The organism is Ruegeria sp. YTSA075, assembly GCF_059610245.1.
In genome coordinates, this window is sequence record NZ_JBXWNG010000010.1 from 1 (window position 1) to 22,728 (window position 22,728).

Sequence of the window (22,728 nt, forward strand, 5' to 3'; positions counted from 1 at the left end):
GGGCCTGCGCTTCGCCATCCGCGAAGGCGGCCGCACCGTCGGCGCCGGCGTCGTGTCGAAAATCACTGAGTAAGGCGCGTAAGCGAATGATCAGACGGAAAGGGCGTCCCTCGGGACGCCCTTTTTTCGTTTTTGCCTAAGCTGATTGTAATGCTACTTATCTCATATTGAGGCATCACAACTAGAAAGAGGTCACAACATGCACTTATTCGCGCGTTCAGTTGGTCTAGTCGCTGCACTTGTTTTTTTATCCACATCAGCGTCGGCACAGCAGATCGCGGACAGGATTTATCTTGGAGGGCCCGTGTTAACGATGAACGACAAGGCTCCGTCGGCTGAAGCGGTCGCAGTCAAAGACGGACGCGTTCTTGCCGTGGGGTCGTTGTCTGATTTGTCGATGCATCGCGGTGAAAAAACCGAAACGTTTGACCTGGAAGGCCGCGCGATGCTTCCGGGTTTTGTAGATAGCCACGGTCATGTGGTCATGGGGGGGTTGCAGGCATTGTCCGCCAACCTTCTTGCGCCGCCTGATGGGAAAGTCGTTGATATCGCCAGTCTGCAAGCCACGTTGTCTGACTGGGCCGACGAAAATGCGCAAGCCGTTGAACAGGTCAAAATGATCATTGGCTTTGGTTACGACAATGCTCAATTAAAGGAACTGCGCCACCCTACGCGACAAGAACTGGACATTGTGTCTGAGGACTTGCCGGTCATTATCGTTCATCAGTCCGGGCATTTGGGAGTAGCAAACTCGAAAGCTCTGGAGTTAGCAGGCATCACAGCCGCTTCAAAAGCCCCTCCGGGCGGAGTGATTCAACGCGATGACGCCGGTGAGCCAAACGGTGTTCTGGAAGAGTATGCATTCTTTTCGGTCCTTGTGCCCATGTTGGGAAATCTGGGTGAAGAAGGCCTGGCGGCATTTGCCAAAGCTGGAACTGAGCTTTGGGCAATGTTTGGATACACCACCGGACAAGAAGGCCGAACCTCAGGAGAAATTGTTGACGTTCTCAAGAAAGTTGCCGCCGAAGATGGGCTCCCAATTGACGTGGTAGCTTTCCCGGATGTTCTTGAGGCTAGGGAATTTATTGGTGCAAACACCTCCAAGAACTACGACAACCGGGTTCGGGTCGGGGGCTGTAAACTAACGATTGACGGCTCGCCTCAGGGTTTCACGGCTTTGAGGGATCGGCCCTATTATGATCCGGTCGGAAACTACTCTGCCGGTTATGCAGGGTATGCCGCTATTACGATGGAGCAGCTACAGGACGCCGTTAATTGGTGTTACGAAAATGGGTTCCAAATCCTTGTGCATTCTAACGGGGAAGGGGCTTCTGACATGCTGATAGCAGCTCTCGAAGAAGCACAGATGAAGTATGGCGACCCGGGAAATCGTCCGGTTCTGATCCACGGTCAGTTTCTGAGAGAGGATCAGGTTGCGAGTTTTAAACGCCTCGGCGTATTCCCATCGCTATTCCCGATGCACACGTTTTACTGGGGGGATTGGCATCGTGATCACACCGTTGGGCCGGTCAATGCAGACAATATCTCACCCACAGGATGGCTGCACGAGCGGGACATGATGTTTGGTACACACCATGATGCCCCGGTGGCCTTTCCAGATAGCATGCGTGTTCTTGCAGCGACGGTAACTCGACGCACACGCTCTGGAGATATTTTGGGGCCGCATCAGAGGGTCGATGTTATGACTGCCTTGAAAGCCATGACAATTTGGCCCGCTTGGCAGCATTTCGAGGAAGATGAGAAGGGGTCTATTGAGGTTGGCAAAGTGGCGGATTTTGTGATCCTGTCGGACGACCCCACAGCCGTTGACCCAGAAACACTGGCGGAGCTTGAAGTGCTTGTAACCGTGAAAGGCGACGAGATTGTTTATGAAGCCGAAGTGGGTGTCCGAGAGGGCAAATTGGACTACTCGCCGTTCTCAAATGATCCTGTGATTGCCCATCTGTATCTGCATGCGGTTTACCAAGGGATGAAGGTAGAGGACGCATGGCTAACCAATGGCGTGTCTGGTGGCGAATAAAACGGTGTTCTTTGTGGCGTTTACCTCTTGCCAAAATGCTCAGGTCCCTGTAGGTCGCGCGAGTTCTCGACAAGAACATCAAGGCGGGGTGATTCCCGCCTTTTGGGTTCGATGAGGGTTGGCGATGCGCGTCTGTCCTCCTCTCAACCTCAACGCCTGATAAAAGGCTGTATCTATGCAAAGCCAAAACATCCGTATTCGGCTGAAGGCATTTGACTATCGCGTTCTGGATGCCAGCACGCAAGAGATCGTCAACACTGCCAAGCGGACCGGCGCGAACGTGCGTGGCCCGATCCCGCTGCCGAACAAGATCGAGAAGTTCACGGTTCTCCGTGGCCCTCACGTTGACAAGAAATCCCGCGACCAGTTCGAGATCCGTACGCACAAGCGTCTGCTCGACATCGTTGATCCGACCCCCCAGACCGTTGACGCGCTGATGAAGCTCGACCTCGCTGCTGGTGTGGACGTCGAGATCAAGCTGCAGTCGTAATCGGAGGGTATGAGAATGCGCTCTGGTATTATCGCAAAAAAAGTTGGCATGACCCGCCTGTTCATGGAAGACGGCAAGCAGATCCCTGTGACCGTTCTTCACCTGGACAACCTGCAGGTTGTTGCACAGCGCACCGCTGACAAAGACGGCTACACCGCCGTTCAGCTGGGCGCCGGTGCTGCCAAAGCAAAACGCACCTCGAAAGCCATGCGCGGTCACTATGCCGCTGCAAAGGTTGAGCCCAAGCGTAAGCTGGCCGAGTTCCGCGTCTCCGAAGATGGCCTGATTGATGTGGGCGCCGAGATTTCGGCAGAACACTTCCTGGAAGGTCAGAAAGTTGACGTTTCGGGCACCTCGATCGGTAAAGGCTTTGCCGGTGCGATGAAGCGCTGGAACTTCGGTGGTCTGCGCGCCTCGCACGGTGTGTCGATCAGCCACCGTTCGCACGGTTCGACCGGTCAGTGTCAGGACCCGGGCAAGGTTTTCAAAGGCAAGAAGATGGCCGGTCACATGGGTGCTGCCCGTGTCACCACCCAGAACCTGGAAGTCGTCAAAACCGACGCCGACCGGAACCTGGTCTTCATCAAAGGTGCCGTTCCCGGACCAAAATCGGGCTGGGTCACCGTCAAGGACGCCGTCAAGAAGAAAGCACCGGAAGGCCTGCCTTTCCCGGCTGCTGTGAAATCGGCTGCAACCGAAGCACCTGCGGAAGAAGCTCCCGCGGAAGGTGGTGAAGCATGAAACTTGATGTAATCAAACTGGACGGCGGCAAAGCCGGCAACATCGAGCTGGATGCGGACCTGTTCGGCCTCGAGCCGCGCGCGGACATTCTGCACCGTGTGGTCCGTTGGCAGCGCAACAACGCGCAGGCCGGCACCCACAAGGTCAAGACCCGCTCGGAAACCAGCTACTCGACCAAGAAGATCTATCGCCAGAAGGGCACCGGTGGCGCACGCCATGGTGACCGTAACGCGCCGATCTTCCGTGGTGGTGGTATCTACAAAGGCCCCGTCGTGCGTTCGCACGGCCACGACCTGCCCAAGAAGTTCCGCAAGCTTGGCCTGCGCCACGCTCTGTCGGCCAAAGCCAAGGCAGGTGAACTGGTTGTGATCGAGAACGCCGAAGCCGAAGGCAAGACCGCCGCTCTGGCCAAACAGGTTGCAAACCTGGGCTGGAAGCGCGCTCTGGTCATCGACGGCGCGACCGTGAACGAAGGGTTCCTGAAAGCGTCCAAGAACATCGAAGGTCTGGATATCCTGCCGTCGATGGGCGCAAACGTCTATGACATCCTCAAGCGTGACACCCTGGTGCTCACCAAAGCGGCTGTCGAAGCACTGGAGGCTCGTCTGAAATGAGCGCGAAGGCAGAACACTACGACGTGATCCGCAAGCCGATCATCACTGAAAAGTCGACCATGGCCTCTGAGAACGGCGCGGTTGTCTTTGAAGTGGCGATCGACAGCAACAAGCCGCAGATCAAAGAGGCCGTTGAGGCACTGTTTGGTGTGAAGGTCAAAGCGGTGAACACCACCGTGACCAAAGGCAAGGTCAAGCGGTTCCGCGGCCAACTGGGCCGTCGGAAAGACGTCAAAAAAGCATATGTGACCCTGGAAGAGGGCAACACCATCGACGTGTCCACCGGTCTCTGATCGGACCCGTTTTTGGGCAAAGCGTTAAGACCCCCGCGAAAGCGGGGGTTTTTCTTTAGCAGCGACACAGAAAATTGAGCGTAAAACAATCATGTTTCGCACAAATCTCTTGCTATGTGGGGTCGGTAGTCTATCCGGTTCCCAACAGACAAGAGACATGGCAGGCGCATGACAGACCCCACTCACTCGACCCGGGAAAATCCGGATGTGACCGCGGCGCGAGACTGGGTGTCTACACTTGCCAAATATCGCGAACCCAATCAGTGGCGCAGTTCCTTTGAACTGGGTGTCAGCATAATCCCGTTCTTTGCGCTTTGGGCGCTGTCCTGGGTGACGCTTTCGGTCAGCTATGGGCTGGCATTTGCGATTGCCGTTCTCAATGCCGCCTTCCTGCTGCGCTTGTTTGCCATTCAGCATGATTGCGGGCATGGCGCGTTTTTCAGGAACCGGCTGGTCAGTGACTGGGTCGGGCGGGTGATCGGTGTGCTTACACTGACGCCTTATGATGTCTGGCGCCGATCACATTCCATCCATCACAACAGTTCGGGCAATCTGGACAAACGCGGCATGGGCGATGTTCATACTTTGACCGTGGCCGAGTATCAGTCGAAAACACCCCTGAACCGGTTCTGGTATCGTGTTTATCGCCACCCCATCACCCTGTTCGTCCTTGGCCCCGGCTATCTGTTTCTGTTCCAGAACCGTCTTCCGCTTGGCCTGACGGGCAGTTTCACATTCTGGGTCAGCGCGATGGGCACGAATGTGGCCATTCTGGCCGCCCTGTTGACGGTGTATTACTTTGGCGGTCTGATGCCGGTTCTGCTGATCTTTCTGCCCTCGACCCTGATCGCGGCAACGGCCGGAGTATGGTTGTTCTACATACAGCATCAGTTCGAGGATACGCATTGGGACACCGATGAGGACTGGCAACTGCACGAAGCCGCCCTCCATGGTAGTTCGCATTACGTCATGCCGTCCGTGTTGCAGTGGTTCAGCGCCAATATCGGCATCCATCACGTGCATCACCTCTACAGCCGTATTCCTTTCTATCGCCTGACCGAAGTGCTGCGCGATCATGAGGAGCTGGCCAACAGCAACCAGATGACCATCCGCGAGAGCCTGGCCAACGCGCGCCTGCATCTGTGGGATGAGAAAAGCCGTCGTCTTCTGTCCTTCGCCGAGGCCCGTGCGCTCTATGGCTAAGAGGGTCGGCCAGAGGTTTTGAACCCCAGCAGGAAGGTTTCCGAATGCATCACACTTGTCTACGTCGCAGCCGTTGCCCCGAGCACGTGATGCGGATAGGGTCGCATCCATGAAACATGTCCCCAAAGAAACGACAGATGAGGCCCTTATTCAGGAGTTCCTGGATAAAGGCGGCAAAATCAGCGTCGGCAAGACCAAACCTGCGCCCGCAGAGCTGGGTCTGAGCAAGAATGTCTGGAATGCCAAGCTGACAAAGGAAGAGAAGGCCGCGCGCGACAAGAAGTGATCGTGCGAGGCCGGTAGGGTACTGAAAGATGTTAGAAACGCAGATGTGACCCTGGAAGAGGGGAACACCATCGACGTGTCCACCGGTCTTTGATCGAACCCGTGTTTGGAGAGAGACAAAGGTCCCCGCGAATGCAGGTATTTTTGTTTGGGATATGCGTAAGCCGCGCCAGCGACTGCCCGTGGGATGGCGCTGCAATGGCTGATCAGCGCGCTTTATGGTGCCAAATACATCCGAACTCATAGCGACGTGCAAACCTCCCCAAAGCGCCAGCCCGCCGGGACGGGCAGTCGCTGGCGCGGCGGCCTTCGGCCTTGTCCCGCGCTGGGTGCACTCATGAGACAACTTATCCCAGAACGGCGTTTTCGGGCGGTTCGATGTTGTCCCACCGCTCGGCGATCGTAGCGCAGGCAGCTTCCATGTTCTGAAATCGTCTTGTGGCATCTGTGGGTGCCGGAATAAACTTTCCGGTTGCACAGTCCAGCGTTAGGCACAGTTTCTCTTCCGGCGCAGTTTCGTCTTGCACGTCGATCATCTTTCGGCAGCCGAACAACACAGACGATTGATAGGCTCCTACTTCTTCATCAAGTGGTTTGCCTTTAGCATAACGGATTGTCCCGAGGCCTGTTCTGAGCCGGTTTGTTCGCGTAACCCGTTCGACACCGAAGCGGATGTCCGGGTTCACTTCGACACCATGCAGGTTAACCTTGAAGTTGGATGGAGAATCCGCGAATTCAGTCGTTTTTGGGAATGTGTCCATGCTGAATACGTTCCCATATGCGATCAAGAAGTCGCCATTGATATCCAGAGTGTGTCGCTCGAAATCAGTATCAGCCATCATATCCAAGATTCGCTGACCTTCGATTCTCAATTCTTCATTGTTTAACGTGCCCGCGAGCAAACCATTTGTGATGAAAGCTTTCGCTCGGTCATGCTGGATTGCACGGGCGATTTTGCGATATTTGCAGTCGCGAATGATCGAGCGTTTCTTACGTTCTGATGCGACCATATAATCACTTAGGTAGCGGCTATTGACTTTGGGCGTCTTGACCAATCGGTGTGTTGGCGATTCACTCATCTAAAACCTCTGAGGTAAATAAAATGGCGGAACTCTATTTTACCGGGAAAGCACAGGATGGAAAGCGCTTGATGATTGCGCCGATAACCTCGACTAGGCTAGCGAGGTGCCCAGAACCTCCAAAAGATACAAGTGGTTACTTTCTGATGGAGGAGCATGAGGACAATTCGACCGGTGTGGTCACTATTCTGGCACATGTCCCAGATGCTGACGCGGCGTTTCGCCTCGGTCGACTGTTCTGTATGACTTAATACCCTCAAGCCAAACCTGACGACATTACCGAGAAAAATTTCAATAAATGAATTCTCGCTTCCTATAGACACCCACCCCCAACACTGCTAAATGCTCCCAATCTTGCGGCCTCGGATTCGTTCCGGGGCCTCTGATATTTGTAACCGGGGACCTTCGGGGCCCTTCACCTCGGGCACCTACGGGGGCCTATCACATAGCAGGGAAACTCCCTGCACTTGCTAAACGGAAGACAGAAAGCATGGCACTCAAGTCGTACAAGCCGACGACGCCGGGCCAGCGCGGGCTGGTGCTGATCGACCGTTCGGAGCTTTGGAAAGGACGTCCGGTCAAGTCTCTCACAGAGGGTTTGACCAAATCGGGCGGCCGGAACAACACCGGACGGATCACTTCACGCCGCCGCGGCGGTGGCGCAAAGCGTCTCTACCGGATCGTTGACTTCAAACGGAACAAATTTGATGTCGCGGCAACCGTCGAGCGGATCGAATATGACCCGAACCGGACCGCATTCATCGCACTGGTAAAATACGAAGACGGCGAGCAGGCATATATCCTGGCTCCGCAGCGTCTGGCTGTTGGTGACAAAGTCGTGGCATCCGCCAAGGCTGACATCAAGCCGGGCAACGCAATGCCGTTCTCGGGCATGCCCATTGGTACCATCGTCCACAACATCGAGATGAAGCCTGGCAAAGGCGGTCAGATCGCACGTGCGGCCGGTACCTACGCTCAGTTCGTTGGTCGCGATGGCGGCTACGCACAGATCCGTCTGAGCTCGGGCGAGCTGCGCATGGTCCGTCAGGAATGCATGGCCACCGTTGGTGCCGTGTCCAACCCCGACAACAGCAACCAGAACCTCGGTAAAGCCGGTCGTATGCGCCACAAGGGCGTTCGTCCGTCGGTTCGTGGTGTTGCAATGAACCCGATCGATCACCCGCACGGTGGTGGTGAAGGTCGTACCTCGGGTGGCCGTACACCGGTTACACCGTGGGGTAAGGACACCAAGGGTAAGCGTACCCGCAACAAGAACAAAGCGTCCCAGAAGCTGATCATCCGCTCGCGGCACGCCAAGAAGAAGGGACGTTAATCCATGTCTCGCTCTGTTTGGAAGGGTCCTTTCGTCGATGCTTACGTGCTGAAAAAAGCCGAAGCAGCGCGCGAGTCGGGCCGCAACGAAGTCATCAAAATCTGGTCGCGTCGTTCCACCATTCTGCCCCAGTTCGTGGGTCTGACCTTTGGTGTGTACAACGGCCAGAAGCATATCCCCGTCAACGTCTCGGAAGACATGATTGGTCAGAAGTTCGGTGAATACTCGCCAACTCGAACCTATTACGGTCACGCCGCTGACAAAAAAGCGAAGCGGAAGTAAGTCATGGGCAAGGAAAAGAACCCCCGCCGCGTGGCTGAAAACGAAGCAATGGCGAAAACGCGCATGCTTCGCACCAGCCCGCAGAAACTGAACCTGGTTGCGCAAATGATCCGCGGCAAGAAAGTTGAGAAGGCTCTGACCGATCTGACTTTCTCGAACAAGCGTGTTGCGCAGGACGTCAAGAAGTGCCTGCAATCCGCAATCGCGAATGCCGAGAACAACCACAATCTGGATGTTGACGAGCTGATCGTCGCCGAAGCATGGGTTGGCAAGAACCTGGTCATGAAGCGCGGCCGCCCGCGTGCCCGTGGCCGTTTCGGCAAGATCATGAAGCCGTTCTCGGAGATCACCATCAAGGTGCGTCAAGTTGAGGAGCAAGCCTAATGGGTCATAAAGTAAATCCGATCGGCATGCGCCTGCAGGTCAACCGCACCTGGGACAGCCGCTGGTACGCCGACACCAAGGACTACGGTGATCTTCTGCTGGAAGACCTCAAGATCCGTGAGTTCATCAACAAAGAGTGCAAGCAGGCCGGTGTTGCCCGTGTGATCATCGAACGTCCGCACAAGAAGTGCCGCGTTACGATCCACACTGCACGTCCCGGTGTCATCATCGGCAAGAAAGGTGCAGACATCGAAGTTCTGCGCAAAAAGCTTGCTCGTATGACCGACAGCGAACTGCACCTGAACATCGTCGAAGTGCGCAAGCCCGAGCTTGACGCGCAGCTGGTTGCCGAGTCCATCGCTCAGCAGCTGGAACGTCGTGTTTCGTTCCGTCGCGCCATGAAGCGCTCGGTTCAGAACGCCATGCGCATGGGCGCCCTGGGTATCCGGGTGAACGTCGCTGGTCGTCTGGGCGGCGCTGAAATCGCACGGACCGAGTGGTACCGCGAAGGCCGCGTGCCTCTGCACACCCTGCGTGCCGACATCGATTACGCACATGCCGAAGCGATGACTCCTTACGGGATCATCGGGATCAAGGTCTGGATCTTCAAAGGTGAGATCATGGAACACGATCCGCAGGCACGTGACCGTAAAGCACAGGAACTCCAGGACGGCCCTGCACCTCGTGGTGCTGGTGGCGGTCGTCGCTAAGGAGGGAAAGATATGCTTCAACCAAAGCGTACTAAATTCCGCAAGATGCACAAAGGCCGGATCAAAGGTCTCGCCAAAGGCGGCTCTGATCTGAACTTTGGCACCTACGGCCTGAAAGCTCTTGAGCCTGAGCGTGTAACTGCACGCCAGATCGAAGCTGCACGTCGTGCCATGACGCGTCACATGAAACGTCAGGGTCGTGTCTGGATCCGCATCTTCCCCGACACTCCGGTTACGGCCAAGCCAATCGAAGTTCGTATGGGTAAAGGTAAAGGTTCGGTCGACCGCTGGGCCTGCAAGGTCAAGCCTGGCCGCGTGATGTTCGAGATCGACGGCGTCAATGACGACATCGCCCGCGAGGCCCTGCGCCTGGCTGCGATGAAGCTGCCGATCAAGACCCGCGTCGTGGTTCGCGAAGACTGGTAAACAGTCCGGGGAAACCCGAACAACATTGCCCCCGTCGAGAAATCGGCGGGGGCTTTTTTTGATCTGTACTTCGCCATTAGGGCCCTAATTCCAAAATTCAATAGCGGCATTGCAAAAAACACGTGACTCAGGGGTGGCATATTTTCTCATCTGGTGAAAAGAAGCGCTGGAAAACGCCAATCCAAACATGGGTTGGTCATTCTCCGATACGTCTTGTGCACGCAACGTGCCTTGGCTTCGAAATTGCGCTGAAAGACCGAGGACAGGTATGGGCCTTACTTGCCGGGACGTGATGGTCCCCCCCGAAGACCAGCAAACAATTCTTCCAGAAGATACCGTAGCCAAAGCGTTCGAGATCATTCGCGACAGCCGCGCCCGGTTTTTGCCGGTGGTGGATGGTGAAGGTAGTTTCAAAGGCGTTTTCACCGCGCCTACATTGATCAAAATGATCCTGCCTCAGGCCGCGCGTATCGGCGTAAGCGATGAGACGTCGCGCGTGCCGATTGGTCACCTCAGCTTCATGAGCCTGACGAAGGAAGATTTTAGCGAGCAGATCAAACGACTGCACGAGGAGCGGGTTGTCGATCATACATCCAATCCGGCCAATATCCCCGTTCTCGCCCCCGATACGCCGGTGATGGAAGGCGTCTTCCTGATCCACAAATTCAAGCGCCACGTCTTCCTTGTCGAGCCTGAGACCAACCGATTTATTGGTACCGTCAGCCCGAACTCGCTGATTGACTACGCGCTGAGCTAACCTCCCCCAAAAACCGGATCAGAACCTTGACCGATCATTCCGTTTCGCATGGAGAACACGCGTTCTCTGTTCCTCAACTGTTGGGGATCGATCCCCTTTGGGTCGCTACCGGCATCCTGATTGCAGTATATGCTGTCCTGATCACCGAAAAAGTGAACCGCGCGATCCTTGCCATGTTGGGTGCGTCCCTGATGGTGTTGTTTGGTGTTCTAAATCAGGCACAGGCCGTGGCGGGTGTGGATGCCAATACGCTGGCACTGCTTATCGGCATGATGGTGATTGTCGGGATCACCAGCAAATGCGGGCTGTTCCAATACGTTGCGATCAAAGCGGCGAAAGTGGTCAAGGCCAAACCGATGGGCATCCTGATCATGCTAACGCTGATTACAGCTGTGTTTTCGGCCCTTTTGGACAATGTGACCACCGTGTTGTTGATCGCTCCGATTACCTTGCTGATCACCGACGCGCTGGATACGCCGGTGTTTCCCTTTTTCTTTGCTGAAATTCTGGCCTCGAATGTCGGGGGAACCGCGACCCTGATCGGGGACCCGCCCAACATTATCATTGGCTCTGCGGCAAACCTCAGCTTCAACGAGTTCGTGGTCAATCTGGCACCGATTTCGGCGATCTGTCTGGTGGTGCTGACCGGCATAATCTATCTTATGAACCGTCGCACGCTTGCACGCATTCCACAGTCGGCCAGCGAAAAGATCATGCGCTTCAATGAAGATGAGGCGATCACCGATATCCGTCTCATGATCAAATCCCTGTCGGTTCTGGCGCTGGTTCTGATGGGGTTCACGCTGGGTCATGGATACGGGATTCAGCCGGGCACCTCGGCTTTGGCGGGTGCCGCGCTTCTGATGCTGTTGGCTTACGGACATCAGAGCGGTGAAGAACAGTCTGAATCCGTTCATCACATTTTTGGTGAAGTTGAATGGGTCACCATCTTCTTCTTCGGTGGGCTATTCGTGATCGTTGCTGGTGTCGAACATGTCGGTCTGCTCGACTTCTTCGGCCAGAAAGTTCTGGAACTGACCGAAGGGGATATGATGTGGACCGCGTTCTTCATTTTCTGGGCCTCGGGCATCCTGTCTGCCATTCTGGACAACATTCCCTTTGTTGCGACGATGATCCCGTTGATCGAATCCACAGCGGATACGTTCGGCGGCCCTGATGCGATTGAGCCACTTTGGTGGTCGCTGGCATTGGGCGCCTGTCTGGGCGGCAACGGAACCCTGCTTGGGGCCAGCGCCAACCTGACCGTGGCAGCCTTTGCCGAAAAGGCTAAGCAACCCATCGGCTTCGTCAAGTTCGCGATCCTGGCCTTCCCGATCATGATCCTGACCCTCATGATCGCCAACGTATATATCTGGCTGCGCTACTTCTATTAAAGCGTTGTGCGTTTCGGCCGATTGCGTGCATCGACCGTTAAACGATTAGTCGCACCCGGCCAGCCGCTTTTCTAAGGCGGCTGGTCTCGCGCTTACGTCCCGGCTGGGCTATAGCCGGGACATGGCACAGATTGAATCACTCTTTGTTACCCGCCTCTATCGCGCCGCTTTGTCCGAGTTCGATCCCAAGATCGACGCGGGTGAGTTGGAAAGCTCTTGCATTGTCATCGCCGAGGATGACGAGGCCGGGCAGGAGTGGTGTGAGGAAAACGGCTATCCCGGCTACACCAGCTATGCCTCGCTGACCGATCTGCCGTGGCGGTTCCCGATCTTTGCTGATCTGGTAAAGGCGCTGGATCAGCACGTGGCGGCCTTTGCCAAGGATCTGGAGTTTGATCTGGGCGACGGCGAGCTGAAGCTGGAGGACCTGTGGATCAATATCCTGCCCGAAGGCGGCATGCATTCCAGCCACATCCACCCGCATAGCGTAATCTCTGGTACGACCTATGTGGCGATGCCGGAAGGAGCCAGCGCGTTGAAGCTGGAAGACCCTCGCTCGGGTCGCATGATGGCGGCGCCGACGCGGCTGAAGGGCGGGCGGCGCGATTTGCAGCCCTTCATCTACATGAAGCCGCAGGTGGGCGATGTCCTGTTGTGGGAAAGCTGGTTGCGCCACGAGGTGCCGATGAACATGGCCGAGGATGAACGGATCAGTGTGAGCTTTAACTATAAGTGGGACTAGCGCGGCCGCCTGTCACGATCACGTTTCAAGACTAAATGCGAATAGTTCTTGCAATGTGCCGCCACATCAACGATGTGATGCACGCTTTCGTTTTTCTATTTCGACCACTGTCTCCCGATTATTCGGCGTTCAGTCTCTCGATCCAGACCGACAACGCCGCGCTGTCGCAATCCCGCGGACAGCAATTTACTAGGAGACTACGGATATGGCCAATGGCACCGTAAAATGGTTCAACACAACTAAAGGTTTTGGCTTCATCGCACCGGAGACCGGTGGCAAAGACGTGTTTGTACACATCTCTGCTGTCGAGCGCTCGGGTCTGACCGGCCTGGCTGACAACCAGAAAGTAACATTCGACATCGAGCCCGGCCGTGACGGCCGCGAGTCGGCTGTGAACATCGCTCTGGCGTAAGTCCCCCGGACTTAGATAGTTGAAGACGCGGTCTCGTGCAAACGAGGCCGCGTTTTGCGTTTGTGGAAGGTAGTGCCGAAATTGCGATCGACTGCGCATTGACGCACTGATGAAGATCGCTGCGAAGGAAGTGATCGGTGTTAGCTTTGATAACAAGTGATATAAACCCGTGCCTCAGGCAGGCCATCGAAACTGCTACTCCAGTATTTTAGGGGGGCGTGTTGGTGCTGTTTCTGCGGTTACTTTACCGAACGGGTTGGAACGTGAGGGAGAGCATTCTGGCGATCATAGGATTACGCGGAATGCGAAACATCACCTCGGTTGAAATGGTCGTTTTGGCGGTGACGATCAGCGCAACGTTTTATGTCCTGCTTCAAGCTTTGGAAGCCTGCAAACAGATTTAGTTTTTACTTGGCTAGTTTGCTTGCATTCCCATGCGCCAAACTTTCCCTTGCCACCCACCCCTGAACCCCCTATAGAGCGGCATCTTGCGATCACCCGGCGTAGTCGGGCGATTCGTATGTCTATCATTCATCCACCAGGTCAAAGGTGACCCTGTAAGGGGCCTTCTGGTGTTTTGAGCAAAGGAAAAAGGCGATGAACGCCCAAGAACTGCGTGACAAGACCCCGGACCAGCTCCGCGAGGAACTGGCCAACCTGAAGAAAGAAAGCTTTAACCTGCGCTTTCAACAGGCAACCGGTCAGCTGGAAAGCACCGCCGGCATCAAAGCGGCCCGCCGCAACGCTGCCCGCGTCAAAACCATTCTGAACGAAAAGGCCGCTGCTGCGGCATCGGAGGAGTAATCCTATGCCCAAGCGTATCCTGTCCGGCACCGTAACCAGCGATGCCAACGCACAAACCGTAACCGTATCCGTCGAGCGTCGCTTTACGCATCCGGTTCTGAAGAAAACCATCCGTAAGTCCAAGAAGTACCGGGCTCACGATGAAAAGAACGCCTTCAAGGTCGGTGACTCTGTTCGCATCATCGAATGCGCGCCGAAATCGAAGACGAAACGTTGGGAAGTTCTGGAAGCGTAAGCTTTCAGGATTTTTCATTTGTCGAAACCCTGGGGGATCTAACCAGACCAGCCCCCACAGGTCGGGAGAAACCACATGATCCAGATGCAGACCAATCTGGATGTCGCTGACAACTCCGGCGCACGCCGAGTTCAGTGCATCAAGGTCCTGGGTGGTTCCAAGCGTAAATACGCCTCCGTCGGCGACATCATTGTCGTCTCGGTGAAGGAAGCCATCCCGCGCGGCCGCGTAAAGAAAGGGGACGTCCGTAAGGCCGTCGTCGTACGCACCGCCAAGGAAGTCCGTCGCGAAGACGGCACCGCGATCCGTTTCGATCGCAACGCCGCCGTCATCCTGAACAACAACAACGAGCCCGTTGGTACCCGTATCTTTGGCCCCGTTGTTCGCGAACTGCGCGGCAAGAACTTCATGAAAATCATCTCGCTGGCTCCGGAGGTGCTGTAATCATGGCTGCTAAACTCCGCAAAGGCGACAAGGTCGTCGTGCTGGCCGGCAAGGACAAGGGCAAAGAGGGAACCATTTCCTCGGTTGATCCGAAAGCCGGCAAAGCTGTTGTCGACGGCATCAACATTGCCATCCGCCACACCCGTCAGTCGCAAGCGTCGCAAGGTGGTCGTCTGCCTCAGGCAAACCCGATCGAGCTGTCGAACCTGGCGCTGCTGGACAAAAACGGCAAAGCAACCCGCGTTGGCTTCCGCACGGAAGGTGACAAGAAGGTCCGCTTCGCCAAGACCACGGGGGACGTGATCGATGCTTGATACCGCAACCTACACCCCGCGCCTGAAGGCTCAGTACGCCGAAACCATCCGCCCCGCTCTGAAAGAAGAGTTCGGCTACAAGAACGACATGCAGCTGCCCAAGCTGGAAAAAATCGTTCTGAACATCGGTTGTGGTGCTGAGGCGGTCAAAGACTCGAAGAAAGCGAAAGCTGCCGTCGAGGATCTGACTGCGATTGCTGGCCAGCAGGCCGTTGCAACCAAGGCGAAGAAGTCGATCGCGGGTTTCCGCGTCCGTGAAGACATGCCGCTGGGTGCGAAAGTAACCCTGCGCGGTGACCGGATGTACGAATTCCTGGATCGTCTGATCACCATCGCGATGCCGCGTATTCGTGACTTCCGCGGTGTGAAGCCGTCTTTCGATGGTCAGGGCAACTTTGCCATGGGCATGAAAGAGCACATCGTGTTCCCGGAAATCGACTTCGACAAGGTCGACGAGGTCTGGGGCCTGGATATCGTAATTGCCACCACAGCGAAAACCGACGCTGAAGCTAAGGCACTGTTGAAAGCGTTCAACATGCCGTTCAACGCATAAGCGCCGGGAGGATTGAGACATGGCTAAAAAAGCAATGATCGAACGCGAGAAAAAGCGCGAACGCCTGGTGGCCAAATATGCCGCAAAGCGTGCCGAGCTGAAAGAAATCGCGAATGACGAGAGCAAGCCAATGGAAGAGCGTTTCAAAGCGCGTCTGAAACTGGCGAAACTGCCGCGCAATAGCTCGGCAACCCGTCTTCATAACCGCTGTCAGCTGACCGGTCGTCCTCACGCTTACTACCGTAAGCTGAAGGTCAGCCGTATCGCGCTGCGCGAGCTGGGTTCTGCTGGTCAGATCCCCGGCATGGTGAAATCGAGCTGGTAAGGGAGACATAGATATGAATGATCCTATCGGCGATATGCTCACCCGTATCCGCAACGCGCAAATGCGCGGTAAGTCCACCGTTTCCACCCCGGCTTCCAAGCTGCGCGGTTGGGTTCTGGACGTACTGGCGGACGAAGGCTACATCCGTGGCTATGAAAAGACGACCGGTGAAAACGGTCATCCGGCCATCGAAATCAGCCTGAAATACTACGAAGGCACCCCTGTTATTCGCGAGTTGAAGCGGGTCTCGAAACCCGGTCGTCGCGTATACATGGGTGTCAATGACATCCCGCAGGTCCGTCAGGGTCTGGGTGTGTCGATTGTCAGCACTCCGAAAGGTGTGATGTCGGACCAGAACGCTCGCTCCAACAATGTTGGCGGCGAAGTGCTCTGCACCGTCTTCTAAGGAGGTCTGCAATGTCTCGTATTGGTAAAAAACCGGTCGAGCTGCCCAGCGGCGTTACCGCCTCTGTGTCGGGTCAGACCATCGAAGTCAAAGGTCCGAAAGGCACCCGCAGCTTCACCGCAACCGATGACGTCACGCTGTCGGTCGAAGACAACGTCGTTCAAATCAACCCCCGTGGCATGTCCAAGCGTGCCCGCCAGCAGTGGGGCATGAGCCGCACCATGGTTGCCAACCTGGTAACCGGTGTGACCCAAGGCTTCAAAAAAGAGCTGGAGATCCAGGGTGTTGGTTACCGGGCTCAGATGCAGGGCAACACTCTGAAGCTGAACCTGGGCTACAGCCACGATGTTGATTTCACTGCTCCGGAAGGTGTCACCATCACCGCGCCGAAGCAGACCGAGATCGTTGTGGAAGGTATCGACCAGCAGCAGGTGGGCGAAGTCGCGGCCAAAATCCGCGAATGGCGCCGTCCCGAGCCGTACAAAGGCAAGGGCATTCGCTATAAGGGCGAGTTCATCTTCCGCAAGGAAGGCAAGAAGAAGTAAGGACGCAAACAATGGCAAACAGCAAAAGAACCCTGTTTCTGAAGCGCCGCCTGCGCGTTCGGAACAAACTTCGCAAAGTCAACGCCGGCCGTGTACGCCTGTCGGTTCACCGTTCGAACAAGAACATCAGCGTTCAGTTGATCGACGACGTTCGTGGCGTGACCCTGGCATCGGCCTCGACCCTGGAAAAAGATCTGGGTGTTGTTGGCAAGAACAACGTCGAAGCGGCCACCAAAGTGGGCGCGGCCATCGCCGAGCGTGCCAAGAAGGCAGGCGTCGAAGAGGCCTATTTCGATCGTGGTGGCTTCTTGTTCCACGGCAAGGTGAAGGCAGTCGCCGACGCCGCGCGTGAAGGTGGCCTGAAGATCTAAGACTTGCGGGCGGGTTTCGATCTGCCCCGATGATCCGGGGGCCTCGGCAACAGTCGGGGCTCACTTGGATTGAACAAACGGCGCCATGCGCCACATGAGAAAAGGGATGCCAAATGGCAGAACGTGAAAACCGTCGGGGCCGTGGCCGCGACCGTGACGAAGCACCGGAGTTTGCAGATCGCCTGGTCGCAATCAACCGCGTGTCGAAAACCGTAAAAGGTGGTAAGCGCTTTGGCTTCGCCGCTCTGGTGGTTGTCGGCGATCAGAAAGGCCGTGTCGGCTTTGGCAAAGGTAAAGCGAAAGAAGTACCTGAAGCCATCCGTAAAGCGACTGAGCAAGCCAAGCGTCAGATGATCCGCGTGCAACTGCGCGAAGGTCGGACCCTGCACCACGACATCGAGGGCCGTCACGGCGCCGGTAAAGTGGTTATGCGCACCGCACCTGAAGGTACTGGTATCATCGCCGGTGGTCCGATGCGTGCTGTGTTCGAAATGCTGGGCGTCAAGGACGTTGTGTCCAAGTCGCTGGGCTCGCAGAACCCGTACAACATGATCCGCGCCACCATCAACGGCCTGACCAAAGAGCAGAGCCCGCGTTCGGTTGCCGCACGTCGTGGTAAAAAGGTTGCCGACATCCTGCCCAAGCGGGACGAAGCCCCCGTTGCTGAAGCGCCTGCTGCTGAAGCAGAAGCATAAGGAGAGCGACCCATGGCAAAAACCATCGTCGTCAAGCAGATCGGCTCCCCGATCCGCCGCCCCGCCGAACAGCGCGCAACCCTGATCGGTCTGGGCCTGAACAAGATGAACAAGACCCGTGAGCTGGAGGATACTCCCTCGGTCCGCGGCATGGTCAACAAGATCCCGCATCTGGTTGAGATCATCGAAGAACGCGGCTAAGCGCAGCATCTTTGAAAAGTTTAAGGCCCCCGTGTTTTCGGGGGTCTTTTTTTTGTGCTTGCGATCAGGTTCGTCGGCTGTGAGTCCATACTTACATGCTGACCTTGCGCGGCGCTGAAGAACAGCTCGCCTTCGAATACCGTTTCGTCGCTTACGGTCGCGGCAATTGGCTGGAGATTATGGTAGGATGAAAGGCTGCAGTGGGCAGGTGACAACACAAATCTGTCAACAATGAACCTGCTGACAACCGGTTGCGTAAGCAAGATCGGGGTTTACGGGTAAAGCTCTGCACATGGCTTGCTTAACCGACTTTCGATTGAATCCAGATCGTCTTGGTTTGCAGGTACTGTTCCAAGGCTTCAGTACCGTTATCTCGCGCCAGCGATCCAGACTGCTTATAGCCGCCAAACGGAGTCTTGATGTCGCCCTCAGAATAGCCGTTGACAGAGACTGTACCACACGGCAGCGACCGAGCCATGTGAATGGCTTGGTCAATATCCTGCGTGAATACGGTGGCGTGCAGGCCATAGTCGGTGTCACATGCGATGGCGAGCGCCTCTTCGGCAGAGTTCACCGACATTATGCCGAGAACCGGCCCGAAAATTTCTTCGCGCGCGATTTTCATCTCTGGTGTTACGTTCTGGAACACGGTGGGTTCAATGAAATGCCCTGGCAAGTCACTGTTGCCACCCAGTATCTTAGTTGCGCCATCATCGAGACCGCTTTGGATATAGCGCATGACCATTTCCTTGTGGTCGCTCGTGATCATCGAGCCGATATCGGTGGCAGGATCCAGCGGATCGCCCAGTTTGAACGCCCTAACACGGTCAATAATGCGCGATGAGAACTCCTCGACCAACGGCGCAGCGATCAATTGACGCATGTTGGCCGAACAATTCTGCCCGCCATTCCAGAAGGCCGCCATTGCGGCATGGTCAATCAGATCGTCATCCATGACGGCGTCACCGAGCACGATGAATGGGCTTTTGCCACCCAGTTCCAGGCCGACAACCTTGAGGTTGCTGTCTCCGGAATAGCGCATGAACATCCGGCCCACTTCGGTCGAGCCGGTGAAGGACACAGTGTCTATATCGCTGTGCAGACCGACGGCTTTTCCGGCGGTCTCACCGTAGCCCGGAATGACGTTGATGACGCCTGCTGGCACTCCGGCTTCATGCATCAGCTCGGCAAGGCGGAGAGTTGACAGTGGTGTCTGTTCGGCGGGTTTAATCACGGCGGAGCACCCCGTGGCGAGAGCCGGAGCGATCTTGAAAGCGGCCATCAGCAGCGGAAAGTTCCATGGTAAAATCGCCCCGGCCACGCCGATAGGTTCCTGCACCACCAGCCCCAAGGCCCCTGGACCCGTGTTGGCAACCTTGCCAAAGGTCTTGTCGGCCAATTCGGCGTACCACTGGAAGAATTTCGGGACCTCGACGCCGATCTCCTCCATGCAGTCATTGATTGTTTTACCGGCATCAATGCTTTCAAGAACTGCTAGTTCATGGGCGTGCTCGCGTACCAGTTTGGCGACTTTCAGAAGGACCTCTTTGCGCTCTTCCGGCTCCGCTCGCGACCAGGTGCCTTCATTGAACACACGCCGTGCCGCGGCAACCGCACGGTCCACATCCGCTGCCTTGCAGTGTGCAACCTCAGCCAGGACGTCTCCCGTTGCTGGGTTGGTTGTCTCGAATTTCTCGCCATCCGCAGCATCACAGAAAGCGCCGTCGATGAATGCCCGACCATTGAGATTCAGTTTAGAGGCAATAGCCTGATAGTCGGTGTGGGAAAGCGTCATGCCTAGTCTCCGTTGGATCAGCCGCGCAACGTGCGCGCAAATTTGCGAATGTCATTCAAGAGCATCTGCGGCTCTTCCATCGCCGCGAAATGACCGCCCTGCGGCATCTCGGTCCAGTGCTGAATGTTGTAGATGCGCTCCGCGTAGCTGCGCGGTGGCCAACGCAGCATTTCGGCGGGAAAAACGGCGCAGCCAGTTGGCACTTCGACGCGCTTGCCTTCAGGCGACAAGATGCGCCCGCCTTCCTCGCGCCGTCCGTAGTAAATCCATGACGCCGTATTGAAGCAGCGCGTGGTGATGTAGATCATGATGTTGGTCAGAAGCTCGTCTTTTGAATGGGCGTTTTCGATGCCACCCACCGGCACATCTGACCAATCATGGAACTTCTCGATCAACCATGCGGCTATGCCCACGGGGCTGTCCATCATCGCGTAACTTAGCGTCTGTGGTCGCGTCGCCTGTTGCGTACGATATCCATTTTGCATGATCTGTTCATGGTCAAATTGCGCTTCCCATGCTCTTTCTTCAGCAGTCTGAGGTCCGTCCGGGTGCCGCATGGTCAGAACGTTGACATGGATCGCAGAACAGGCGGGGGCATGGTCGTAGCCCAGCCATGAACAAACCGCGCCCCCCCAGTCGCCGCCCTGCGCGAGATAGCCGCTAAAACCCAACGTGTCTGTCATCAGGGAGTTGATGACATGTGCCATCTTGCGCGGCCCGTAGGGGCGGGGCGGGCGACTTGAAAACGCGAATCCCGGCAGTGACGGGGCGATAACGGTGAAGGCATCAGCGGCATCGCCGCCAAAGCGTTCGGGATGGGCCAACGGCTCGATGATTTCGAAGAATTCGGCCACGGAACCCGGCCAGCCGTGACTGATCATCAGCGGCATCGGGTTTTTGCCGCTTCCGGGTTCATAGATGAAATGCATGTCGATCCCGTCGACCGAAGTGCGGAAGTTGGAAAACGCGTTGATGCGCGCCTCTTGAGCACGCCAGTCAAACTCATTTACCCAATAGGCACAGAGCTCTTTCAGGTAGTCCATGTTGGTGCCGTAGTCCCAACCGCCGTCATCGGGCATCTCGTGCCAAGGGTAGTTGGCGACACGGTACAAGATGTCATTTAGTTCCGCGTCTGGCACCTGAAAGTGGAATGGCGCCACATTCGGGTTGGAGGTAACTTGGTCTTTCAAAAGGCGGGTCCCCGGATCTCACAGACATCATCGCGCACCCCTCGCAAAGGGGGCGTGAAATTCAGATAACTAGAGAACTCGGCGGATCGCGAGGGACAGAACGCGCATTTCACAGTGACAGATCGCGACTTGCGCCCCGAAGAGGCCTCACCACCCTTGGCGAATCTCGTCGGCGATAAGCTTCACGCCGGACTGAAACTTGGATACCGGCACATATGCGAAGCCAAGACGGAAGCTTCTGCTGTCGCTGTTGCCGATGTAGTAGCGCTGCCCCTTGTCGATCAGAACGCCATTTTCGCGCAGCCGTTCCGCCAACGCACTGGAATCAAACCCCTCGGGCCCGGTCAGCCAGAAGGATGTACTGCCTTCCGTCCTGGATCGCTGCATCATGCCAAGATGAGTGTCGATGGCGTTATTCATCGCATGCCAGCGCTCGCTGAACCGATCGCCGATCCGCTGCACATGCGCGTCGTAGTGACCAAGCCGAAGAAATAGCGCCAGGATTTCCTGAACGATTGTCGGTGGATGGCGCATCATCACGCCGCGGGCGATACGTGCCTGACGAATGATATCGCGATGGGCCACGACAAAGCCCATGCGAAGCCCTTTTGAGACGATTTTTGACAAGCTGCCCACATATATCACCCGACCTGTCGTATCCAGTGACCGTAATGAAAGCGGGGGCTGTGTGATAGAGTTCATGGCGACGTCATAGTCGTCTTCGACAATGATAAGGTCTTTCTCCACGGCCGTTTTGATCAGTTCCTCACGGCGGGTTTGACTCATTGTGACCATCGTCGGGAACTGGTGGCTGGGAGTTGTAAAGACAAGCTGGCAACCCTCTGGTATCGCCGATGGGATCAGGCCTTCCTGATCTATCGGAACCCCCATGAGTGTGTTGCCGGACTGCACAAAGGCATTTCGTGCGCCGAAGTAGCCAGGGTTTTCCATCGCAACCGGGTTTCCCTGAGGCGCGAAGATCGACCCCAGAATGAACAAGGCATTTTGCGCACCGAGCGTGATCAGGATTTCATCGTCTTCGGCATAGATACCGCGTGTGGACAGAAGACGCTGGCGCAGTTGTTGCAACAGTTGCGGGCTGTCGCTTTCGACGGCATCGCTGGCCCATGCCGGCATGCGCGCGCGTCCCAGCACCTGTCTGGAGCATTCCCGCCAACCGTCAACGGGAAACAGATCCGGATCAGTTTGATTGTAGATGAACGGATAGGGATACCTCCGATAGTCCACAGGCATGATGATCGGTTCAAGATTGTTTGGCTTGAAATTGACCGGGCACTCTTGGATCTCACGCTCGGCCGCCTTGGCCTTACCGCGCGCGGTTTGCAGTGCTGCCATCTTCGGGTGAATGAAGTAGCCTGATCGATCACGCGAGACCAAGAACTCAAGATCCACCAGACGGTTATAGGCGGCGAAGATCGTGTTTCTGGATACTCCAAGCTGGTCCGCCAGCTGTCGGCAGGACGGTAACGGACGGTCGTAGGCCAGCGCATCCGACGTTATTGCCGTACTGACAATTTCGCAGACTTGGTCGCGCAAACTGAGGCGTGAGTATTCGGGAAGCTTTATAAATCGCAGTGCGGTCGAGCTCAAGCCTGCCACCTTATCCTGTGCTTTTGCCATTTGTTGTAACGTTTCGTAAAGTA

General features: G+C 56.1%; 32 protein-coding genes. 28 read left to right on the forward strand and 4 right to left on the reverse strand.

Annotation, left to right across the window (positions count from 1 at the left end; genetic code table 11):
* From AC2FGE_RS15980 to AC2FGE_RS16015, 8 genes are all read left to right on the forward strand, one after another.
* The coding region (locus AC2FGE_RS15980) for an EF-Tu C-terminal domain-related protein (protein ID WP_496820373.1) at positions 1-73 on the forward strand (73 nt) is incomplete at its 5' end.
* Between the two features lie 240 nt (positions 74-313).
* A complete protein-coding gene (locus AC2FGE_RS15985) occupies positions 314-2,041 on the forward strand; it encodes an amidohydrolase (RefSeq protein ID WP_496820242.1) in 1,728 nt (575 codons plus the stop codon).
* A gap of 175 nt (positions 2,042-2,216) precedes the next feature.
* Positions 2,217-2,531: a 30S ribosomal protein S10 gene (gene rpsJ / locus AC2FGE_RS15990; protein ID WP_008756422.1), complete on the forward strand. Its 315-nt coding sequence runs from the start codon at positions 2,217-2,219 to the stop codon at positions 2,529-2,531.
* Positions 2,532-2,546: 15 nt separating this feature from the next.
* Positions 2,547-3,272: a 50S ribosomal protein L3 gene (gene rplC / locus AC2FGE_RS15995; RefSeq protein ID WP_008758167.1), complete on the forward strand. Its 726-nt coding sequence runs from the start codon at positions 2,547-2,549 to the stop codon at positions 3,270-3,272.
* Positions 3,269-3,886, forward strand: a complete 618-nt coding sequence (rplD, locus tag AC2FGE_RS16000) for a 50S ribosomal protein L4 (protein WP_010437039.1) — start codon at positions 3,269-3,271, stop codon at positions 3,884-3,886. Before rplC ends, rplD begins: the two co-directional genes overlap by 4 nt.
* Positions 3,883-4,179, forward strand: coding sequence for a 50S ribosomal protein L23 (locus AC2FGE_RS16005; protein WP_008757532.1), 297 nt, complete (start codon positions 3,883-3,885; stop codon positions 4,177-4,179). Before rplD ends, AC2FGE_RS16005 begins: the two co-directional genes overlap by 4 nt.
* Before the next feature lie 168 nt (positions 4,180-4,347).
* On the forward strand, positions 4,348-5,382 hold the full coding sequence (locus AC2FGE_RS16010) for a fatty acid desaturase (RefSeq protein WP_496820243.1): 1,035 nt from the start codon (positions 4,348-4,350) through the stop codon (positions 5,380-5,382).
* Positions 5,383-5,491: 109 nt separating this feature from the next.
* Positions 5,492-5,668, forward strand: a complete 177-nt coding sequence (locus AC2FGE_RS16015) for a hypothetical protein (protein WP_496820244.1) — start codon at positions 5,492-5,494, stop codon at positions 5,666-5,668.
* Positions 5,669-6,014: 346 nt separating this feature from the next.
* Here AC2FGE_RS16015 and AC2FGE_RS16020 read toward each other — a convergent pair whose 3' ends face one another.
* Positions 6,015-6,746 (reverse strand): hypothetical protein, encoded by a 732-nt coding sequence (locus AC2FGE_RS16020; protein ID WP_496820246.1) that lies wholly within the window; start codon positions 6,744-6,746, stop codon positions 6,015-6,017.
* 490 nt (positions 6,747-7,236) lie between these two features.
* On the opposite strand from AC2FGE_RS16020, the gene rplB reads away from it, so the two are divergent.
* The 20 genes from rplB (at position 7,237) to rpmD (ending at position 18,079) form a co-directional block, all read left to right on the forward strand.
* Positions 7,237-8,079 (forward strand): 50S ribosomal protein L2, encoded by an 843-nt coding sequence (gene rplB, locus AC2FGE_RS16025; protein ID WP_008757664.1) that lies wholly within the window; start codon positions 7,237-7,239, stop codon positions 8,077-8,079.
* Positions 8,080-8,082: 3 nt separating this feature from the next.
* Positions 8,083-8,361 carry a 30S ribosomal protein S19 gene (gene rpsS / locus AC2FGE_RS16030; protein ID WP_005980699.1) on the forward strand — a complete coding sequence of 93 codons (279 nt, stop codon included), beginning with the start codon at positions 8,083-8,085 and terminating at the stop codon, positions 8,359-8,361.
* 3 nt (positions 8,362-8,364) lie between these two features.
* The gene (gene rplV / locus AC2FGE_RS16035) at positions 8,365-8,745 is read left to right on the forward strand and encodes a 50S ribosomal protein L22 (RefSeq protein WP_039538267.1); all 381 of its coding nucleotides are present in this window, start codon (positions 8,365-8,367) and stop codon (positions 8,743-8,745) included.
* Positions 8,745-9,455: a 30S ribosomal protein S3 gene (rpsC, locus tag AC2FGE_RS16040; RefSeq protein ID WP_008758042.1), complete on the forward strand. Its 711-nt coding sequence runs from the start codon at positions 8,745-8,747 to the stop codon at positions 9,453-9,455. Before rplV ends, rpsC begins: the two co-directional genes overlap by 1 nt.
* A 12-nt stretch (positions 9,456-9,467) precedes the next feature.
* The gene (rplP, locus tag AC2FGE_RS16045; protein WP_058283513.1) at positions 9,468-9,881 is read left to right on the forward strand and encodes a 50S ribosomal protein L16; all 414 of its coding nucleotides are present in this window, start codon (positions 9,468-9,470) and stop codon (positions 9,879-9,881) included.
* A 268-nt stretch (positions 9,882-10,149) separates the two neighbouring features.
* A complete protein-coding gene (locus AC2FGE_RS16050; RefSeq protein ID WP_496820247.1) occupies positions 10,150-10,638 on the forward strand; it encodes a CBS domain-containing protein in 489 nt (162 codons plus the stop codon).
* A gap of 26 nt (positions 10,639-10,664) precedes the next feature.
* Complete coding sequence (locus AC2FGE_RS16055; RefSeq protein WP_496820248.1) at positions 10,665-12,032, forward strand: ArsB/NhaD family transporter; 1,368 nt, start codon at positions 10,665-10,667, stop codon at positions 12,030-12,032.
* 121 nt (positions 12,033-12,153) lie between these two features.
* Complete coding sequence (locus tag AC2FGE_RS16060) at positions 12,154-12,774, forward strand: 2OG-Fe(II) oxygenase family protein (protein ID WP_496820249.1); 621 nt, start codon at positions 12,154-12,156, stop codon at positions 12,772-12,774.
* A gap of 205 nt (positions 12,775-12,979) precedes the next feature.
* A complete protein-coding gene (locus AC2FGE_RS16065) occupies positions 12,980-13,186 on the forward strand; it encodes a cold-shock protein (protein WP_480474053.1) in 207 nt (68 codons plus the stop codon).
* A 597-nt stretch (positions 13,187-13,783) separates the two neighbouring features.
* Positions 13,784-13,990, forward strand: coding sequence for a 50S ribosomal protein L29 (rpmC, locus tag AC2FGE_RS16070; RefSeq protein ID WP_037311745.1), 207 nt, complete (start codon positions 13,784-13,786; stop codon positions 13,988-13,990).
* Positions 13,991-13,994: 4 nt separating this feature from the next.
* Positions 13,995-14,225 (forward strand): 30S ribosomal protein S17, encoded by a 231-nt coding sequence (gene rpsQ / locus AC2FGE_RS16075; RefSeq protein ID WP_058272371.1) that lies wholly within the window; start codon positions 13,995-13,997, stop codon positions 14,223-14,225.
* 75 nt (positions 14,226-14,300) lie between these two features.
* Entirely contained in the window at positions 14,301-14,669 is a 369-nt protein-coding gene (gene rplN, locus AC2FGE_RS16080; protein WP_008757934.1) for a 50S ribosomal protein L14, read from the forward strand.
* A 2-nt stretch (positions 14,670-14,671) separates the two neighbouring features.
* Complete coding sequence (rplX, locus tag AC2FGE_RS16085) at positions 14,672-14,983, forward strand: 50S ribosomal protein L24 (protein ID WP_496820250.1); 312 nt, start codon at positions 14,672-14,674, stop codon at positions 14,981-14,983.
* Positions 14,976-15,536, forward strand: a complete 561-nt coding sequence (rplE, locus tag AC2FGE_RS16090) for a 50S ribosomal protein L5 (protein ID WP_496820251.1) — start codon at positions 14,976-14,978, stop codon at positions 15,534-15,536. Before rplX ends, rplE begins: the two co-directional genes overlap by 8 nt.
* Before the next feature lie 19 nt (positions 15,537-15,555).
* The gene (gene rpsN / locus AC2FGE_RS16095) at positions 15,556-15,861 is read left to right on the forward strand and encodes a 30S ribosomal protein S14 (RefSeq protein ID WP_010437098.1); all 306 of its coding nucleotides are present in this window, start codon (positions 15,556-15,558) and stop codon (positions 15,859-15,861) included.
* A gap of 13 nt (positions 15,862-15,874) precedes the next feature.
* Positions 15,875-16,267: a 30S ribosomal protein S8 gene (rpsH, locus tag AC2FGE_RS16100; protein ID WP_039523381.1), complete on the forward strand. Its 393-nt coding sequence runs from the start codon at positions 15,875-15,877 to the stop codon at positions 16,265-16,267.
* A gap of 11 nt (positions 16,268-16,278) precedes the next feature.
* Entirely contained in the window at positions 16,279-16,812 is a 534-nt protein-coding gene (gene rplF / locus AC2FGE_RS16105; RefSeq protein ID WP_353010764.1) for a 50S ribosomal protein L6, read from the forward strand.
* Between the two features lie 11 nt (positions 16,813-16,823).
* Positions 16,824-17,183 carry a 50S ribosomal protein L18 gene (gene rplR, locus AC2FGE_RS16110; RefSeq protein ID WP_039523386.1) on the forward strand — a complete coding sequence of 120 codons (360 nt, stop codon included), beginning with the start codon at positions 16,824-16,826 and terminating at the stop codon, positions 17,181-17,183.
* Positions 17,184-17,296: 113 nt separating this feature from the next.
* Positions 17,297-17,878 (forward strand): 30S ribosomal protein S5, encoded by a 582-nt coding sequence (rpsE, locus tag AC2FGE_RS16115; RefSeq protein WP_496820252.1) that lies wholly within the window; start codon positions 17,297-17,299, stop codon positions 17,876-17,878.
* 12 nt (positions 17,879-17,890) lie between these two features.
* Positions 17,891-18,079 carry a 50S ribosomal protein L30 gene (gene rpmD / locus AC2FGE_RS16120; protein WP_170402795.1) on the forward strand — a complete coding sequence of 63 codons (189 nt, stop codon included), beginning with the start codon at positions 17,891-17,893 and terminating at the stop codon, positions 18,077-18,079.
* Between the two features lie 301 nt (positions 18,080-18,380).
* On the opposite strand, the gene AC2FGE_RS16125 is transcribed toward rpmD, so the two are convergent.
* The 3 genes from AC2FGE_RS16125 to pdxR all read right to left on the reverse strand — a co-directional run bounded on the left by AC2FGE_RS16125 (position 18,381) and on the right by pdxR (position 22,675).
* Positions 18,381-19,874 carry an aldehyde dehydrogenase gene (locus AC2FGE_RS16125; protein ID WP_496820253.1) on the reverse strand — a complete coding sequence of 498 codons (1,494 nt, stop codon included), beginning with the start codon at positions 19,872-19,874 and terminating at the stop codon, positions 18,381-18,383.
* A gap of 17 nt (positions 19,875-19,891) precedes the next feature.
* The gene (locus tag AC2FGE_RS16130; protein ID WP_496820255.1) at positions 19,892-21,064 is read right to left on the reverse strand and encodes an epoxide hydrolase family protein; all 1,173 of its coding nucleotides are present in this window, start codon (positions 21,062-21,064) and stop codon (positions 19,892-19,894) included.
* Positions 21,065-21,211: 147 nt separating this feature from the next.
* Positions 21,212-22,675, reverse strand: coding sequence for a MocR-like pyridoxine biosynthesis transcription factor PdxR (pdxR, locus tag AC2FGE_RS16135; RefSeq protein WP_496820256.1), 1,464 nt, complete (start codon positions 22,673-22,675; stop codon positions 21,212-21,214).
* Positions 22,676-22,728: the final 53 nt, after the last annotated feature.